Here is a 17,847-nt window from a genome sequence, read left to right as displayed (position 1 = left end):
TACTGACCTGTACGACAAAGCACAGGCCAGTATCATTCAGGTAATCAGTGATTTTCCACAAGACGCAAAAGTGTTTTTGTCGCCTCCAACCAATCATCGGCTTTGGTGATAGCACTAACCAATGCAACACTGCCGACTCCCGTGGCGAGTACCGCAGGGATTTTATCAATAGAGATCCCTCCGATAGCCACTGTTGGGTAGTCCGGGGTGGCCTCAACCATCGATTTCAGCGTTTCTATCCCTTGAGGAGATGACGGCATTTCTTTGGTTTCGGTGGGGAAAATATGCCCCATAGCGATATAAGAAGGGCGCACCGATTTAGCAATCGCAAGTTCTTGTTCATCATGAGTGGAAAGACCCAAACGTAATCCTGCTTGATGAATGGCTAACAGGTCAGTGGTTTCGAGATCTTCTTGCCCAAGGTGAACGCCATAAGCTCCGAACTCTACAGCGAGTCGCCAGTAATCATTGATAAACAATCGAGCATTGTGTTGTTTGCCCAGCGCGATTGCTTGCTGGATATCATCACGCACTTCAGTATCAGGTTTATCTTTAATGCGTAGCTGGATAGTGGTCACACCTGCATTTAGCAGGCGTTCAATCCATTCAACTGAATCAACAACTGGATAGAGACCAAGCTGCTTTTCTGTTGGGGCAAAGGGAGTATCAGGCAATTTTTTCATCAGCAACCCTCTCTGCACTGTGATACAACTCACCGCCACTCGCACGAAATGTTTCTGACATTTGCTCCATACCCGCCTCTTTTTTGGCGGCGTAGTCTCGAACTTCTTGTGAAATTTTCATGGAACAGAATTTAGGGCCACACATTGAACAAAAATGGGCAATTTTACCGGATGCTTGTGGCAAGGTTTCATCATGATATGCACGCGCAGTATCAGGATCTAATGCAAGGTTGAATTGGTCTTCCCAGCGGAATTCAAAGCGCGCTTTTGACATTGCGTTATCGCGAATTTGAGCGCCGGGATGTCCTTTTGCAAGATCAGCAGCATGCGCAGCAATTTTGTAGGTAATCAACCCTTGTTTAACATCTTCTTTATTAGGCAAACCAAGATGCTCTTTCGGTGTGACGTAACACAGCATCGCGCAACCAAACCAGCCAATCATTGCAGCACCAATACCTGAGGTAAAATGGTCGTAACCCGGTGCGATATCGGTGGTTAGAGGGCCTAGTGTATAGAATGGCGCTTCATGACAATGTTCTAATTCTTCGGTCATATTACGGCGGATCATTTGCATAGGAACATGACCCGGACCTTCAATCATCACTTGTACATCATATTCCCACGCTATTTTTGTCAGTTCACCTAAGGTATGCAGTTCAGCAAATTGGGCTTCATCATTGGCATCTTGAATCGAACCGGGGCGCAACCCATCACCTAATGAAAGCGAGACATCATAAGCGGCACAGATTTCACAAATTTCACGGAAATGCTCATATAGGAAGTTTTCTTGATGGTGTGATAAGCACCATTTTGCCATGATTGAGCCACCACGGGAGACAATACCTGTCAGGCGTTTTGCGGTCATTGGTACATAGCGCAGCAGGACACCCGCATGAATCGTAAAGTAATCAACGCCTTGTTCTGCTTGCTCTAGTAGCGTATCACGGAACATTTCCCACGTTAGATTTTCGGCAACACCGTTGACTTTTTCGAGCGCTTGGTAAATAGGAACCGTACCGATTGGCACTGGGCTATTACGTAGGATCCATTCGCGGGTTTCATGGATATAGCGGCCAGTTGATAAGTCCATTACGGTATCTGCGCCCCAGCGAGTAGACCAAATCAGTTTTTCAACTTCTTCTTCAATCGAGGAGGTGACAGATGAATTACCGATATTGGCGTTGACCTTCACTAAGAAGTTACGACCAATAATCATTGGTTCAGATTCAGGATGGTTGATGTTTGCAGGGATAATCGCGCGCCCAGCCGCAACTTCTTGACGAACAAATTCAGGCGTAATATTTTCGGGTAGATTAGCGCCAAAGGCTTGCCCTGGGTGCTGTTGCAATAACACTTCACCGCGGATCCGCTCACGCCCCATGTTTTCGCGGATCGCAATAAACTCCATCTCAGGCGTAACGATACCTTGTCGAGCATAATGCAATTGCGTCACACATTGACCAACAGCCGCCTTTAAAGGATGTGGGCGGTTGTTAAAGCGTAAGTGATCGAGTCCAGCATCGGCTAATCGCTGTTGTGTGAAGTCCGAGCTGAGGTTATCGACTTGGGTGGTATCATTGCGTTCACTGATCCAGCCAGCGCGGATTTTATTGAGTCCTTTGTGCACGTTTAATTGCGAAGTTGGGTCGCCGTATGCGCCTGAGGTATCATAAACCGGAACTGGCTCATTATCTTCAAACCGAGGGTTGTCTTTATCCCCACCAATCAGTGTTTGAGCGAGCTGAATTTCTCGCATGGGGACTTGGATATCGTCTCTTGAACCAGCCAAGTAGATGCGTTGTGAGTTGGGGAATGAGACACCGGAGACAGTGTTGATAAAGTCTTCTGCGGCATCGCGTTGTGCCTTACGGCTACGTGCAGGTGCAGCTTTTGGAGAAACATCGGTTGTTGGAATAACGGTTTTTTGGGACATAGCAATTTCCTGACATTGTCACGGGCTATTACGCATAGGCGTATAGCAGATTTATCGTAAGAAAGTTGCTTGTCTAGAGTTCGGATGGAGTAATGGTAAGGCGCTGCGTTTTGATTTTGTTATTGTGTGAATCTCATCATGCTGCTGGTTTTTTCATCAAGCTCTGAATGAGAAACGATAAATAACGAAAATTGTTACGCTGAATGATTACTCTTGTTCCCTTCGCAGGTATTAACCCGATCAGGTTCCGCGGATCCCGAATTAACGGTCTCAGCCGGTATGTTTTTACATACTCGGCACTCCGACAAGAGGGGTTAGTATAGTTGTCTTTTTGTTATTCTCAAGTGTTTCCTCGTCATCCTCGTCATTCTTCAAGCGATAAGTGCGTTGGCTGCGTTAAGCCACCCGAATCACATACTTATGTATGCTGCTTGGGATATCTTAATTTGCCGCTTTTCCTCGTCATTCTTCAAGCGATAAGTGCGTTGGCTGCGTTAAGCCACCCGAATCACATACTTATGTATGCTCATCGGGATATCTTAACTGGCCGCCTTCTTCTAGCTTGAATAATTTAGAGGACATTTATAGGAATGTCGGGTTGAATTCGCCAGAGAAATTATTAACAAAACAAGTTGTTAAAACATAAATATACAAAAATCGTTACAGGTTCCATTGATACTGTCGCCAGTGATTTTCTATGGCGGCTTGGCGAAGGCGTTCGTCTCCATTAACAATAAACACCTCGTCTGCAAATTGGCACATAGGCAGATCATTGGCAGAGTCAGTATAAAAATAAATGTAAGCATCGGTGATAGGTTGGTGACTAATCCAATGCATCAGACGTTTTACTTTGCCTTCTTTGAAGGTGGGGATACCCTCTATTTCCGAAGTGTAACAGCCATTTTGCTGCTTTATATCGATCCCCATAATGACATCTGCGCCGAGCCGCTCTGCAATTTTTTGTACAATAAACGAGACGGTCGCGGAGATCACAATGATCGGGATCTTCTCTTCTTGGTAGTGCTGGATTGTACGGATCCCTTCAGGATAAATGCGTGGCATGATGATAGTGTCCACAAAGTCATCCAACCATGTATTAACTTGATCAATACCAATACCTGCCAAGGTTTGCAGGTTAAAGCGTAAGTAAGTCGTCATATCAAGCGAACCCGTATTATATTGTGCCATCATCGCTTCATCCGCCTCGACAAAGCGTGGGTCGGTGATGATCTTTTTATCCCATAAATATTGAGTCCACAGCACGCTACTATCCCCTTGGATCAGCGTGTCATCTAAATCAAAAATGGCCAGTTGATTGCGCATCGTATTCCTTTATTTTGATTAGCGACTCGGTAACTAACTGAGTGCACGAATTTCATTCTTATTAAACATCAATTCAAGGCGAGTGCCAGGTTCAAATAAACGCTCAGACGAACGATTGAGTAAATCAACCGTCATCGTACCCGCCGGCGTATTGACTGAATAACGAATGATATTCCCTAATAGCTGGTGGTCAAGAATGATGGCATCAACAGGATGAGAAATGTGATCGCCATAATGGCGGCCTGCTTCTTTGACATAAATAGATTCAGGGCGGATAGCCAGAGTGCCTTGTAAGTTAATTCCCAGTAATGCATTGGCTCTATCGGCTTCGACAAGGTTATAGTTCCCCATAAAGCGCGCTACAAACTCACTGGCGGGCTGGGTATAGATATTTTCTGCGGTATCGCTCTGGATAATCGCACCTTTATTCATTAAAAAGATGCGATCTGACATGATCATGGCTTCATCTTGATCATGGGTAACAAAAATAGTGGTGAGCTTAAGTTCACGTTGAATATGACGAATTTGTTGGCGAAGGTGTTTGCGGATCCGTGCATCCAACGCGGATAATGGCTCATCTAACAGTAATATTTGTGGCTTCATGACAAGGGCGCGAGCTAGCGCAACACGTTGGCGTTGGCCTCCTGAAAGCTGATGCGGAAATTGATTTTCTTTACCTTGTAATTCAACCATTTCAATCACATCGGCGACTGCTTTTTTTCTTTCAATGCTGTCAGCTTTGCGTATTTTCAAACCAAAACCAATGTTGTCTTCTACCGTCATATTGGGAAACAAAGCATAACTCTGAAATACCATGCCAACACCACGCTGCTGGGCAGCTTGATGAGTAATGTTCTTGCGGTCGATGTACAGCTCGCCATTATCTGGTTGTTCAAGACCTGCAATACAACGTAGCAGTGTTGATTTTCCACAGCCACTGGGGCCTAACAAGGTAATAAATTCACCTTTTTCAATGGTAAATTGGATATCCGAGAAGACTTGATTTTGTCCGAACGATTTACTCAGATTTTCAGCAATTACATAACTCATTATTCATCTCCAGAACGACTCATACGCGTGGCAAGCCATGTGAGTAGCAATGTGAATAAGAAATAAGACATCACTAACGCAGAAGTGAAGTGGCCACTGGTTTGACGCATATTAAATAGATAGATTTGTAGGGTTTCATAACGTGTCCCGACCAAAATATTGGCGAAAACAAATTCTCCCATCAAAAATGAAAATGAAATCAGGAGTGAAACCAATAGCCCTTTACGGATATTGGGCAGAATAATCAGTAAAAATGCCTTAAAAGTACTGGCACCGAGCAGATGTGCGGCATCCATCAAGTCATGTAAGTTAATTCCTTGAAAGCTGTTAGCGAGTGCACGATACATAAAGGGCAGGGTGATGGTGAAATAAGTACCGATGAGGATCCAAGGCGTTCCAACTAACATAAATGGCTCATCAGCAAAGATTTGCAATAGGCCGACTGATGACACCACGGGTGGAATAGCAAAGGGCAGAATAATCAGTAAATCCATTATTCCCTTCAGTTTTGGAAAACGATAAAAGACAGCAAATGTCATCGGCAAGATCACCAGAGCACTGATTAATAATGTGCCAAAGCAGATAATCAGCGAACGTCCAAACGCCAATAGAAAGCGCGGATCTTGCCATAGCTGTAGATACCATTTGAATGTCATGGCATCCGGTAATACGGTGGCACCCCATTGGGTTGCAATCGAGTAAATAAACGTTGCCACAATCGGCAGTGCAAGCACGCTAGCCACACTGATAAGAATGAGTTTATGCAGCCATAGTCCTGAGGAGTGATGCGTTTTGGTTGTGAGACTATGACTTGGCATGGTAGCTCCGTTTTAACAACCAATGATGAATGGCAGTGATAAATCCGAGAATTGCAATAAGCAACACAGATAAAGCAGCGGCCATATTGGGTTCTAAATACAGATCGCCAGAAACTAGGCTAGCGATACGAATAGTGACAAGGTTATAGTTCCCACTGGTGAGTGCATAAGTACTGGCATAAGCGCCTACTGCATTAGCAACTAAAATAATAAACGTACCCAGCAAAGCGGGCGAAATGACAGGAATACCCACTTTGCACCAATAGGCGAATTTACTTGCTCCCATTGTTTTCGCGGCATCTTCCCATTCAGGTTTTAACGCATCAAATGCGGGATAAAGCAGTAAGATCCCAAGCGGTATTTGAAAGTAGATATATAACACCATCAAACCACTAGCACTGTATATATTGAAGTCTTCAATAAGACCCCATGCCTTAAGCTGTAAGGTAATGGCGCCGTTAAAACCAAGAATAATAATAAAAGCAAAGGCGAGTGGTACACCGCTAAAGTTGCTTGCCATCGTCGTGAATGAAATCATCATGCTGCGTATTTTTCCCTGCATTTTGTAAATTGAAAATGCAGTCACGGCAGAAACCAGTAAGCCAATCACGCTACAAATCATTGATAGCCAAAGCGTATTTTTAAAGGATTGCAGGTAAAAATCATTGGTGAAAATATCAAGATAATTGGCAATCGACCAAGTATCTTCATAGATGAAACTGTTGATCAATACCCAAATCATCGGCGCAATTTGGAACAGACAAAATAAAGCAATAAACGGCACAGTTAACAATGCAGCTCGCCAGTGAAAACGAGAAAAATATTTTTTGAACATATTTATTTTCCCTTGCTGGTGGCTTGCTTGTTCACAAGGTATGCTAACGTCGGCCATTAGTGACTCCTGACAGTAGCTCGTGGCAGATTTTTTTATCGGTGTAATCAATGCCAAGTAAGGCGCAAATCGTTCCACAAAGTGTCGTTTGTTCAACAGTGCATTGCGCTTGATGCGAAAATTTATCGCCAATAACAAACAGGGGAACAGTGCGTTCTTCAAGAAGTATGCCGCCATGACTATGATCGTTATTCATTCCATGGTCACTGGTGACGATGATTTGATAACCTTGTTCAATCCATAGAGGTAGGTAATTCGATAAAATAATATCGGTTTTACGTGCCGCATTGCGGTATTGTGGCGAATCTAAACCAAATTTATGACCAGTATCATCAATGTTCATTGGGTGGATGAGTAAAAAATCAGGCGAGTATTGGGTACGAAGATATTCAGCATCAACAAATAAGTGGTCATCAGGGTAGTGATCGGCGTGATAGAAGCAACCATGTTGAATAGACAGCTGTTTATCATTGGTGAAACGGTCTCGAGTAGCAACGAATGGCGCGCGGTTATATAACTCACTTACCCAGTAGTAAGCGGCAGCGGCAGTTGTTTTTCCTGCGAGTCGAGCGAGTGAAAAAATACTGTCAAAGTGGGAAAGGCGAATAACGTCGTTGTTGACGATCCCGCTTTGAACCGGTGGGATCCCCGTTAAGATACATTCATATAGCGGGCGTGACATTGATGGAAGTTCACATTCCATTTTATAAAGTGTTGCACAGTCAGCTTCAATGAGACCATTGAGATAGCCCATACAATGATGGGCCACCGAATAGTTCAAGCCGTCTAGTACCACAAGGATAACGCTGTTAGACCTGAGGCTTGTCATTCCTAATTCCTAATTACTGCTGGTGAGTTAATACTTGTTGTTGCCAGATTTTTGGCAAAGTACGAGATGATTTTTCCCAACCTTCAACATCTTTAATCGGATGAACATTTTTATATTGCTCATCAGGAAGCAGCTTGGCTTTAATATCGTCCGGCAACGTGATGTGCTGGGCACGAATTGGTCGTGCATAACCTTCGGCAAGGTTGATTTGACCTTTGTCACTGAAGATAAATTCACGAGCAAGTTTTGCGGCATTTGGGTTTTTCGCATATTTATTAATGATGGTGGTATAGCCAGAAATCACCGAACCATCAGAGGGGATGATGACCGTAAAACGGTCACGATTGATTTGGTCACGATAATTTAATGCGTTGAAATCCCAAAGAATACCAACCTCAACTTCGCCTTTTTCAATATTGGCAACCGTTGGATTGTTTACAGATAGGCGTTTTTGTTTAGCCAGTTCACTGAAGAATTCGATCGCGGGTTGTAAGTTATTTTCATTACCACCACGCGCAAATGCAGCTGCTAAGACAGCGTTATTGGCTTGAGCCGCGATACCGACATCACCAACAGTGACTTTATATTTTCCTTTGAGTAGGTCATCCCAGCTTTTTGGTGCATCTTTAACTAACTCATTATTGATCATAAAAGCAATGGTGCCAGTATACGCAAGCGCCCAATGACCATCTTTATCTTTCGCCCAATCAGGCACTTGTGACCATGTTGTCGGCTTATAAGGGAGAGTCACACCTTTTTGCACGGCGACTGGACCAAAACTGGCACCCACATCACCAATATCAGCAGTAGCATTACTTTTTTCTGCGGCAAATTTCGCAATCTCTTGCGCTGAACTCATATCAGTATCTTGGTGCTTTAAACCATATTCTTTTTCTAAATCTTGCCACGTGCCTTTCCAGTTAGCCCATGAATCAGGCATACCCACACTGTAAACTTGCCCTTCTTTTTTAGCGGCATTAATGAGCTTGGTTAAATCCGTGTCTGCGGCAAAAACGAAACTAGAGGTGGTTAGCGAAATTAAAGCTGCGGGTAGGATGGCTTTCATTTTATCTCTCACTATAGAGGAGCCAGGTTGGCTAGTGAGTATGCTAGTTTTTTTATGTGACAATCTGTTGAAGGATTTATGACACTATTAATACCCGTCATACTTCGAGCCGCAGCGTTGTTGACTGCACTCAGCTACTCGAGTCACATACTTGTGTATGCTCCTAGAGGTATCTTCTCTTGTCGCTACCCGTCATACTTCGAGCCGCAGCGTTGTTGACTGCACTCAGCTACTCGAGTCACATACTTGTGTATGCTCCCCGAGATATCTTCGTTTGTCGCCTAGCTGCAACTCGAATTATTTAGGGTGTTTCGCCACTTTTTTAATTCAAGTCTGTGAGTAAAATAATGTGCAAAGTGACAAAATGGCACTTTTAGGCATGATTAAATCATCGTTATTGATGTGAAATTAGCTGCAACTCGAATTATTTAGGGTATTTCGCCACTTTTTAAATTCAAATCTATAAATAAAATAATGCGTAAAGTGCCAAAATGGCACTTTTTAGCTTTATTAAATCATCATTGCTGATGTGAGATTAGCTGTAATTCGAATTACTTTGTGTGATGCTTTATTGTAAAACTGTCTCAAAAGTGTCAAAAATCGTACTGAAAAATGACTAAATAAAACGATTGGATTACATTGTAAAAAAAAGCGTATCTTTCTTGAAAGATGAATTCGTTTATATCAATAAAAGATGTGGAAAATGACTAAAGTGACATTAACAGGAACAGAACAAGGCTGGTGGTTTGTTTGTTTTGCAGGTCGTTTATGGCTACCTCAAGGCGATGTCCCGAAAGGAATGGCAAAAGACTGGTCACTAACAGGCAAAATAGCAACACCAATTGGTGAATGGCAAGGTGAAGTCGTTTGGCTGATCGCTGAAAAAATGCCAACAGATATGGGATCACCCCGTACTGTCGCCTCGCAAGATGAAGGGTTATTTCGTTTAGCTGGGCGTGGTGTTCAGTTAGCTGAATTTTATCGGTCACATCGCTACTGTGGCTATTGTGGTACATCAATGCGCCATAGTATGACTGAATGGGCATGCCTTTGTGACCATTGCCATGAACGCTATTATCCGCAGATTGCGCCTTGCATTATTGTTGGGATCCGTCGCGGTGAACATATTTTATTGGCTCAGCATCGCCGCCATACTCAAAATCCAGTCTTTACGGTACTTGCAGGTTTTGTTGAAGTTGGCGAAACGTTAGAAGAAGCCGTTGCACGTGAAGTCATGGAAGAGAGTAATATTAAAGTACGTAATATTCGTTATGTTTCTTCTCAACCATGGCCGTTTCCTCACTCACTAATGACGGGCTTTTTAGCGGATTATGATAGTGGTGAAATTAAGGCAGACCCAAATGAATTGGTCAGTGCGGAATGGTATCACTATAACGACTTGCCAATAATTCCACCGAGCCATACCATCGCAAGGCGCTTAATTGAAGATACTGTCGCTCTATGTCGCCAAGAAGTTGATTACGTTCAATCGCTAGGATAGCGCTCAAATTGTGCTTGCGCTGATATTGCACGCTTTAACATGCTACAATAGCGCCCCTTAGCCATTTGTGGCGGCCACAAACTATAATGGAGTAAATAATGACTGAGTTGAAGAATGACCGCTATCTGCGTGCTTTGCTACGTCAGCCTGTAGATACCACCCCTGTATGGATGATGCGTCAAGCAGGGCGTTATCTACCAGAATACAAAGCAACACGTGCTCAGGCTGGTGATTTCATGTCTCTGTGCAAAAATACAGAGCTAGCATGTGAAGTGACCCTTCAACCTTTACGTCGTTTTCCATTAGACGCCGCAATTTTATTTTCTGATATTTTAACCATCCCCGATGCTATGGGGCTTGGGCTCTATTTTGAAGCAGGTGAAGGTCCTCGTTTTAAAAAAACCATTGGCAGTCTTGCCGATGTCAAAAATATTCCGATCCCTGATCCAGAAATGGAGCTTGGCTATGTAATGAATGCTGTCAGAGCAATCCGCAAAGCACTGAACGGTGATATACCATTGATTGGCTTCTCTGGTAGCCCATGGACGCTGGCAACCTATATGGTCGAAGGCGGAAGTAGCAAAGCGTTCACGAAAATTAAAAAAATGATGTATGAAGACCCAAAAGCTCTGCATTTGTTACTTGATAAACTGGCTGATAGCGTCATTTTATATCTGAATGCACAAATTCGTGCTGGCGCGCAATCCATTATGATTTTTGACTCTTGGGGCGGCGTTCTCACTAAACGTGATTATTTAGAGTTCTCTCTCAATTATATGCACAAAATTATCGATAGCTTAATTCGTGAAAATGAGGGGCGTCGTGTCCCTATCACTTTGTTCACTAAAGGTGGCGGTCAATGGTTGGAAGAGATGGCAGCAACCGGTTGTGATGCATTAGGTTTAGACTGGACGATAGAAATTGCAGATGCACGCCGTCGTGTTGGTGATAAGGTTGCGCTGCAAGGTAATATGGATCCTTCTATGCTATATGCTCCAATACCACGCATTGAAGAGGAAGTACAAAACATTCTTGCTGGCTTCGGTCATGGTAATGGTCATGTCTTTAACTTAGGTCATGGGATCCATCAAGATGTTCCACCTGAGCATGCAGGCGCATTTATTGATGCAGTTCACCGTTTCTCACGCCAATACCATCAGTAACAGGTCGATTTAGTGTTACGGCGTATGAATGCATTTTGGTTTGTGCGTCGTTATTTCTTATTCTTCATTGCTAATCTTATTTTCGCATCGGGCACATTATGGCAATAGAAACCCAACTGTTGCGGCAAGAACAAGCCGAGAAAGCTCAGCATATTGTGTTGCACGACAATGGCCTACAACCCGCTTTTATTGGTGGAGCAGATGTTGGCTTTGAGCAGCAAGGCGCTGTGACTCGTGCTGTGATTGTCGTTCTATCATGGCCTGATTTGCAGCTTGTTGAGTATCAAATCGCGCGAGTTCCCACTGAATTACCTTATATCCCTGGTTTGCTGTCATTTCGTGAAGTTCCTGGATTAATAGCAGCATGGTCACAATTAAATCAAAAACCTGATTTAGTCTTAGTTGACGGGCAAGGCATTGCGCATCCCCGCCGATTTGGCGTTGCTTGCCATTTTGGATTACAGGCCGATGTGCCGACAATTGGTGTCGCGAAGAGTCGATTATACGGTGACTACTCTCAAGTTGATGAAGAAGTGGGCAGCACTCAGCCACTTGTCCATAATCAAGAACAACTAGGATGGGTGCTGAGAAGTAAAAAACGGTGTAACCCATTGTTCATTTCACCGGGGCATAAAATCAGTTTTGAGTCCTCATTGAAGTGGGTTGAGCGATGTTTACAAGGCTATAGGCTACCTGAACCAACTCGTTTTGCTGATGGAATAGCTTCAAATCGAACGCTTTTTGAGCGAATGAGAGAGAAATACAGCTAATTATCAGCAAAATATGTGGCATTGTTAGATTTTCAGGTAAACTGCGAAGTATTGAGATTGATGAGTCAGAAATTATGTTAAAAAATCCCATTCATTTGAGGTTGGAAAAACTAGAAAGCTGGCAGCATGTCACTTTTATGGCATGCTTGTGTGAAAGAATGTATCCCAACTTTCAAATGTTCTGCCTACAAAGTGAATCTGCTGATGCAAAAACTTACCGAGCCATACTAGATTTGGTTTGGGAGACCTTAGTAATCAAAGATAGCAAAGTTAATTTCGACAATCAGTTAGAAAAATTAGAAGAAATCATCCCATCCGCTGATGATTTTGACATTTATGGTGTTTATCCTGCCATTGATGCATGCATTGCTTTAGGTGAAGCTATTCATTCAAAGCTGAGCGGTGAAACGCTCGAACATGCTATTGCGGTTAGCGAAGCTTCTATCCGTACTGTTGCTATGTTAGAAATGACACAAGCTGGCAAGGAAATGTCAGAGCAAGAGCTGAAAGAATTATCCTCTGTTGAGGAAGAATGGGATATCCAGTGGGAAATTTTCCGTTTACTGGCAGCCTGTGAAGAGCGAGATTTAGAGTTAATTAAAGGATTAAAGTCTGACCTCCGCGAGGCGGGCGTTAGCAATATCGGTATTACCGTTAGCTAATTTCACGTTTTCAACGATGAAAACGTGACTTGGCGCAGTAATGCTGAGTACTAAGGCTTCACATTTGCCCCTAGACTAGTCTACATTTAGGGTCGAGAAGAGAAGTGGCTATCGGGGCGTGTATCAGGGGCTGTCAATTTGGCATATCCGACGCACTCGATGCTTTGCAAACGATAAACACACTGTGTAAGGATAATTTATGAACAAGACTGAATTAGTTGATGCTATCGCAGAATCAGCAGACCTGACTAAAGTACAGGCAAAAGCAGCATTAGAATCTACTCTGAATGCTATTTCAGAAACGCTGAAAAAAGGCGAGCAAGTACAACTGGTCGGTTTCGGTACTTTTAAAGTCAGCCACCGTGCAGAGCGTACCGGTCGTAACCCGCAGACTCGCGAAGAAATCACTATCCCAGCAACTAACGTTCCTGCTTTCTCTGCCGGTAAAGCATTGAAAGAAGCAGTAAAATAATAAAGTTGCAAGCAAGGATCATCAGAAGGGGTATTCAACGACCCCTTTTGTTTATTCGAAAAGGGCTGCTGGTATTGGGAGCTATCTCAATGCTCAGCGCCTGTTCCTCTCGTCCCCATCTTCCTGAATTTAGCGCGAGTGGATTTATTGCCGATGACGGTGTAATCCGCATGTGGCGTCTCAATGATGCCAAAAGTGATCCCCAAGTCCTGATGGTCGTCTATAGTCCTTATAAAGGCACCGATACCTCCGTTAATTTCTTCGAATACCGTTCAGGCCAGCTTTGGCAGATACGTAGCCAAATATTGAATGCAGGTCAACAAGAGATTATGGAGCAACTTCGCTTCAATAAAAGCGATGACGTGATCTTTATGCAACGCGTAGAAAAAGATCAAAAAATAGCACTGACACAAGACGATATAACGCGTTGGCGTTTTGAAGCTAAACGTGTTCTAGATGTGAATACCGCACTAATTGCTGGTGGCGTACAACTATACCAAGGTAGCTGGTCACAAGGTAAAGTGACAACGTGCAGTGGGAATGTAAAAGATGTCAAGTTTGAACCCTATGCGCAAAACTGGTTAGAAAGCCGAGCTAAGGTATGGCATAAGCAGCTTTATATAGCTTGGTTGGAGTCTTCGGAAGGGAATCAGTTGTTGATGGTGGCGGATAATGATTTTTGCCGCTGGGAACCTAGTAAGGATAGTTTATAGTTTGTAGCGCTCGTCGTCTTTCGCACCACAGCGTTGTTGGCCGCGGCCACTTAACCTAGTCACATAGTCCACTATGCTCCTAGGGATTTGCTCGTCGTCTTTTAAGTTGTAACTGTGTTGGCTTCACTCGCTCACCTTAGTCACATAGTTCACTATGCTCCTAGGGATTTGCTCGTCGTCTTTTAAGTTGTAGCTGTGTTGGCTTCACTCGCTCACCTTAGTCACATAGTTCACTATGCTCCTAAGGATTCACTCATTTTGCCGCCTTGCTACACCTCAAAATACTTAGAGCAAAATTTGTAACTAAATGACTAAATGACTAAATGACTAAATGACTAAATGACTAAATGACTAAATGACTAAATGACTAAATGACTAAATGACTAAATGACTCAATGACTCAATGACTCAATGACTAAACGACTAAACAATTAAATAAATTTTGCAATAAAAAAGCTGGCAAAGGTGTTTATCCTTTTACCAGCTCATGACAGATTATTTTTTTAGATTATTTGATGCGAGCAATGGCTCGGTAGCCAATGTCATTGCGATAGAAGCTATCATTCCAATGAATGTTTTTGGCAGCTTCATAAGCTTTAGCTTGTGCTTGGGCAATATCAGCACCTAATGCAGTAACGCAAAGTACTCGGCCGCCGGCAGTGATAACTTCGCCATCTTTCAGTTGCGTACCAGCATGAAATACCTTGCTATCAGCTGCTTCTTCGGTTGGTAATCCCGAAATAATATCGCCATTACGATAATCGCCCGGGTAACCTCCTGCAGCGATAACAACACCAAGAGCAGGGCGCTCATCCCACAATGAATCTTTACCTGCCAACTCACCTTTTGCACCAGCAAGACATAACTCGACTAAATCGGATTGTAAACGCATCATGATAGGTTGGGTTTCAGGATCACCAAATCGACAGTTAAATTCGATAACTTTAGGGTTTCCTGCCTTATCAATCATTAAACCTGCATAAAGGAAACCTTGATAGCGATTCCCTTCAGCATCCATCCCGCTAACGGTTGGATAAATAACCTGTTTCATTACACGTTGATGTACTTCATTAGTGACGACAGGCGCTGGAGAATATGCACCCATGCCACCTGTATTAAGACCCGTATCACCATCACCAACACGTTTATGGTCTTGGCTTGTCGCCATTGGAATGATGTTTTCACCATCTACCATCACGATGAAACTCGCTTCTTCCCCATCCAGAAACTCTTCAATAACAATACGATGCCCAGCATTACCAAATGCATTACCTGCAAGCATATCTTGTACCGCATCTTTGGCTTCAGCCAGTGTCATCGCAACAATGACACCTTTACCTGCTGCCAATCCATCTGCTTTAATGACAATAGGAGCTCCAACTTCATCGAGATAAGCTAATGCTGGCTCGACTTCAGTGAAATTTTGATAAGCCGCTGTTGGTATTTTATGGCGCGCTAAAAAGTCTTTAGTGAAAGCTTTTGATCCTTCAAGTTGTGCAGCACCTTGAGTCGGTCCAAAAATAGTCAGCCCAGCTTGCTGAAATGCATCAACAACACCAATCACTAATGGTGCTTCAGGACCCACAATCGTCAGGTCGATTTGTTTGTCTTTTGCAAATTGCAGTAACGCATCAATATCTGTTACGGAAATATCGACATTCTCAAGGGTTGGCTCTAACGCAGTCCCTGCGTTGCCTGGCGCAACATAAACGTTGTCAGCTAACGGTGACTGTGCAGCTTTCCATGCTAAAGCGTGCTCACGGCCACCACCACCAATGATTAAAATATTCATGCAATGCTCCTGATAATTAATGGCGGAAATGACGCATATTAGTGAAAATCATGGCGATGCCGTGCTCATTGGCAGCCTCAATAATTTCGTTATCGCGGATCGAACCACCCGGCTGAATAACGCAAGTCACACCGACTGCCGCTGCAGCATCAATACCATCACGGAATGGGAAAAATGCATCTGACGCCATTGCACAGCCAGCAACTTCTAAGCCTTCATCAGCAGCTTTAATTCCTGCAATTTTTGCAGAGTACACACGGCTCATTTGGCCTGCGCCAATACCAACTGTCATGTCATTTTTGGCATAAACAATGGCATTAGATTTAACAAACTTAGCGACTTTCCAGCAGAATAACGCATCTTTAAATTCACGCTCAGTCGGTTGACGTTTAGTCACAACACGCAGCTCATCCTGTTCAACCATACCTAAATCACGGTCTTGAACTAATAAACCACCATTTACACGTTTGAAATCTAATCCTGCTACAGGTTTATCCCATTCTCCACAAGTGAGAACGCGGACATTTTGTTTGGTAGCTAATATAGAGAGTGCATCACTGGCAACGGATGGCGCAATGATAACCTCAACAAATTGGCGTTCAATAATAGCTTCAGCAGTTGCTTTATCTAACATGCGGTTAAACGCAATAATTCCACCAAAGGCAGATGTTGGGTCAGTTTTAAAAGCACGATCATAAGCTGCACTAATGTTGTTACTAATAGCGACACCACAAGGGTTAGCATGCTTTACAATCACACAAGCTGGATCAGTAAATGACTTGACGCATTCGAGAGCAGCATCAGTATCTGCGATGTTGTTATAGGATAATGCTTTGCCTTGAATCTGTGTTGCAGTCGCAATAGATGCTTCTTTTGGATTTTCTTCTATATAGAAAGCGGCATCTTGGTGGCTGTTTTCACCATAGCGCATATCTTGTTTTTTTATAAAGTTTAAATTCAAGGTGCGAGGAAAACGACCGGATGGTTGGGCCGTGTCGCCATAATAAGGAGCAACTAGCTCACCAAAATAGTTTGCAATCATACTATCGTATGCTGCTGTATGCTCAAAAGCTTTGATAGCAAGATCAAAACGCGTAGACCAATTCAGCGAGTTATCGTGATTGTCTAACTCTTCAATAACTCTTCCGTAATCATCGCTGTTTACTACAATCGCAACATCTTTATGGTTCTTAGCTGCCGAACGAACCATTGTTGGTCCACCAATATCAATATTCTCAACTGCATCTTCTAATGTGCAGTTAGGTTTTGCCACAGTTTGTGCAAATGGATATAAATTGACAACGACCATATCGATAGGTTGGATGCTGTGTTCCTGCATAATTGCATCATCTATACCACGACGGCCTAAGATGCCACCATGAACTTTAGGGTGTAGTGTTTTAACACGGCCATCCATCATTTCAGGGAAACCTGTGTAATCTGAAACCTCAGTGACTGTTAGGCCCGAGTCAGCAAGTAATTTTGCGGTCCCACCAGTAGAGAGTAGTTCAACACCTCGTTGAGAAAGCGCCTTAGCGAATTCAACAACACCTGTTTTATCAGAAACACTAAGGAGGGCACGACGAATAGGACGAAGCTGTTGCATTAGATAGATCCCTTGGATAAGAAAGCAATAAACTATAAGAGTTAGTAGAAAGAGCAAAACAACTCTTCTTATATATATAGATATAGCTATTTTTTGTTGCAATCAGTTAATCACAATCTGCCCTTTATACTTCATCTGGAATAGGTTCTGGCTGTGTTCAGTTACCTCGCATCAGATAATTATCTATCTTAATGCTGATATCTCAGCTAGTTGACGACATACCATTTGAATTACGCTGGGTTATATACTCGTCATACTTCAAGTTACAACATTATTGGCTATGCTTATTAGCATTAGTCACATCGTTATTGCTGCTTATAGCGGCTTATTCTCTTGTCGCTAAGCGGTGCCTTGAACTCTTTTGTATATAGATAGCTATAAACTACTAACAATTTCAGAACATAAAAATAAAATCAACGATGAATTTTCGTGCCAATTGTAACGCAAACGTTTGCGTAATGCGCGGTATATTTTGATTATTTTTCTGAATGTGGATAACTTTGTGGGTAAATCTGTATAAACACCACTTTTGCTGTGGAATGCAGCAGTTGAATAAAAAAGTATAAAAAAAGGG

General features: G+C 43.1%; 17 protein-coding genes and 1 riboswitch. Of the genes, 6 read left to right on the top strand and 11 right to left on the bottom strand.

The features are described from left to right. Positions 1–44: 44 nt before the first annotated feature. From thiE to OOA_RS14100, 8 genes are all read right to left on the bottom strand, one after another. Entirely contained in the window at positions 45–683 is a 639-nt protein-coding gene (thiE, locus tag OOA_RS14135; RefSeq protein ID WP_008912835.1) for a thiamine phosphate synthase, read from the bottom strand. Continuing rightward, entirely contained in the window at positions 667–2,616 is a 1,950-nt protein-coding gene (thiC, locus tag OOA_RS14130) for a phosphomethylpyrimidine synthase ThiC (RefSeq protein ID WP_008912834.1), read from the bottom strand. The genes thiE and thiC overlap by 17 nt, the downstream gene beginning before the upstream one ends. A gap of 200 nt (positions 2,617–2,816) precedes the next feature. Next, positions 2,817–2,930, bottom strand: a riboswitch (TPP riboswitch). Positions 2,931–3,276: 346 nt separating this feature from the next. After that, positions 3,277–3,939 (bottom strand): HAD family hydrolase, encoded by a 663-nt coding sequence (locus tag OOA_RS14125; RefSeq protein ID WP_008912833.1) that lies wholly within the window; start codon positions 3,937–3,939, stop codon positions 3,277–3,279. Between the two features lie 33 nt (positions 3,940–3,972). After that, positions 3,973–4,989, bottom strand: a complete 1,017-nt coding sequence (locus OOA_RS14120; protein WP_008912832.1) for an ABC transporter ATP-binding protein — start codon at positions 4,987–4,989, stop codon at positions 3,973–3,975. Then, complete coding sequence (locus OOA_RS14115) at positions 4,989–5,807, bottom strand: ABC transporter permease (RefSeq protein WP_008912831.1); 819 nt, start codon at positions 5,805–5,807, stop codon at positions 4,989–4,991. Before OOA_RS14115 ends, OOA_RS14120 begins: the two co-directional genes overlap by 1 nt. Next, positions 5,794–6,699: an ABC transporter permease gene (locus OOA_RS14110; RefSeq protein WP_008912830.1), complete on the bottom strand. Its 906-nt coding sequence runs from the start codon at positions 6,697–6,699 to the stop codon at positions 5,794–5,796. The genes OOA_RS14115 and OOA_RS14110 overlap by 14 nt, the downstream gene beginning before the upstream one ends. Next, positions 6,686–7,528, bottom strand: coding sequence for an alkaline phosphatase family protein (locus OOA_RS14105; RefSeq protein ID WP_040691645.1), 843 nt, complete (start codon positions 7,526–7,528; stop codon positions 6,686–6,688). The genes OOA_RS14110 and OOA_RS14105 overlap by 14 nt, the downstream gene beginning before the upstream one ends. Before the next feature lie 13 nt (positions 7,529–7,541). Further along, positions 7,542–8,594: an ABC transporter substrate-binding protein gene (locus OOA_RS14100; protein ID WP_008912828.1), complete on the bottom strand. Its 1,053-nt coding sequence runs from the start codon at positions 8,592–8,594 to the stop codon at positions 7,542–7,544. A 703-nt stretch (positions 8,595–9,297) separates the two neighbouring features. Here OOA_RS14100 and nudC point away from each other — a divergent pair. The 6 genes from nudC to OOA_RS14070 all read left to right on the top strand — a co-directional run bounded on the left by nudC (position 9,298) and on the right by OOA_RS14070 (position 13,875). Then, positions 9,298–10,095: an NAD(+) diphosphatase gene (gene nudC / locus OOA_RS14095; RefSeq protein ID WP_008912827.1), complete on the top strand. Its 798-nt coding sequence runs from the start codon at positions 9,298–9,300 to the stop codon at positions 10,093–10,095. A gap of 98 nt (positions 10,096–10,193) precedes the next feature. Then, positions 10,194–11,258 carry a uroporphyrinogen decarboxylase gene (gene hemE, locus OOA_RS14090; RefSeq protein ID WP_008912826.1) on the top strand — a complete coding sequence of 355 codons (1,065 nt, stop codon included), beginning with the start codon at positions 10,194–10,196 and terminating at the stop codon, positions 11,256–11,258. Between the two features lie 98 nt (positions 11,259–11,356). Next, entirely contained in the window at positions 11,357–12,028 is a 672-nt protein-coding gene (nfi, locus tag OOA_RS14085) for a deoxyribonuclease V (protein WP_008912825.1), read from the top strand. Between the two features lie 74 nt (positions 12,029–12,102). After that, positions 12,103–12,690: a YjaG family protein gene (locus tag OOA_RS14080; protein WP_008912824.1), complete on the top strand. Its 588-nt coding sequence runs from the start codon at positions 12,103–12,105 to the stop codon at positions 12,688–12,690. A 199-nt stretch (positions 12,691–12,889) separates the two neighbouring features. Beyond that, on the top strand, positions 12,890–13,162 hold the full coding sequence (locus OOA_RS14075) for an HU family DNA-binding protein (protein ID WP_004924821.1): 273 nt from the start codon (positions 12,890–12,892) through the stop codon (positions 13,160–13,162). A gap of 89 nt (positions 13,163–13,251) precedes the next feature. Further along, positions 13,252–13,875, top strand: a complete 624-nt coding sequence (locus tag OOA_RS14070) for a DUF1481 domain-containing protein (RefSeq protein WP_008912823.1) — start codon at positions 13,252–13,254, stop codon at positions 13,873–13,875. A 508-nt stretch (positions 13,876–14,383) separates the two neighbouring features. On the opposite strand, the gene purD is transcribed toward OOA_RS14070, so the two are convergent. The 3 genes from purD to OOA_RS21300 all read right to left on the bottom strand — a co-directional run. Beyond that, entirely contained in the window at positions 14,384–15,667 is a 1,284-nt protein-coding gene (purD, locus tag OOA_RS14065) for a phosphoribosylamine--glycine ligase (RefSeq protein WP_008912822.1), read from the bottom strand. A gap of 16 nt (positions 15,668–15,683) precedes the next feature. Then, a complete protein-coding gene (gene purH / locus OOA_RS14060) occupies positions 15,684–17,273 on the bottom strand; it encodes a bifunctional phosphoribosylaminoimidazolecarboxamide formyltransferase/IMP cyclohydrolase (protein ID WP_008912821.1) in 1,590 nt (529 codons plus the stop codon). Positions 17,274–17,648: 375 nt separating this feature from the next. Beyond that, positions 17,649–17,847: hypothetical protein (locus OOA_RS21300; RefSeq protein WP_008912820.1), on the bottom strand; the 199-nt coding region annotated here is incomplete at its 5' end.

Origin of the sequence: Providencia burhodogranariea DSM 19968 (genome assembly GCF_000314855.2) — a bacterium.
In the GTDB taxonomy this organism is placed as follows: domain Bacteria; phylum Pseudomonadota; class Gammaproteobacteria; order Enterobacterales; family Enterobacteriaceae; genus Providencia; species Providencia burhodogranariea.
This window is presented reverse-complemented; position numbering and strand designations above follow the sequence as displayed.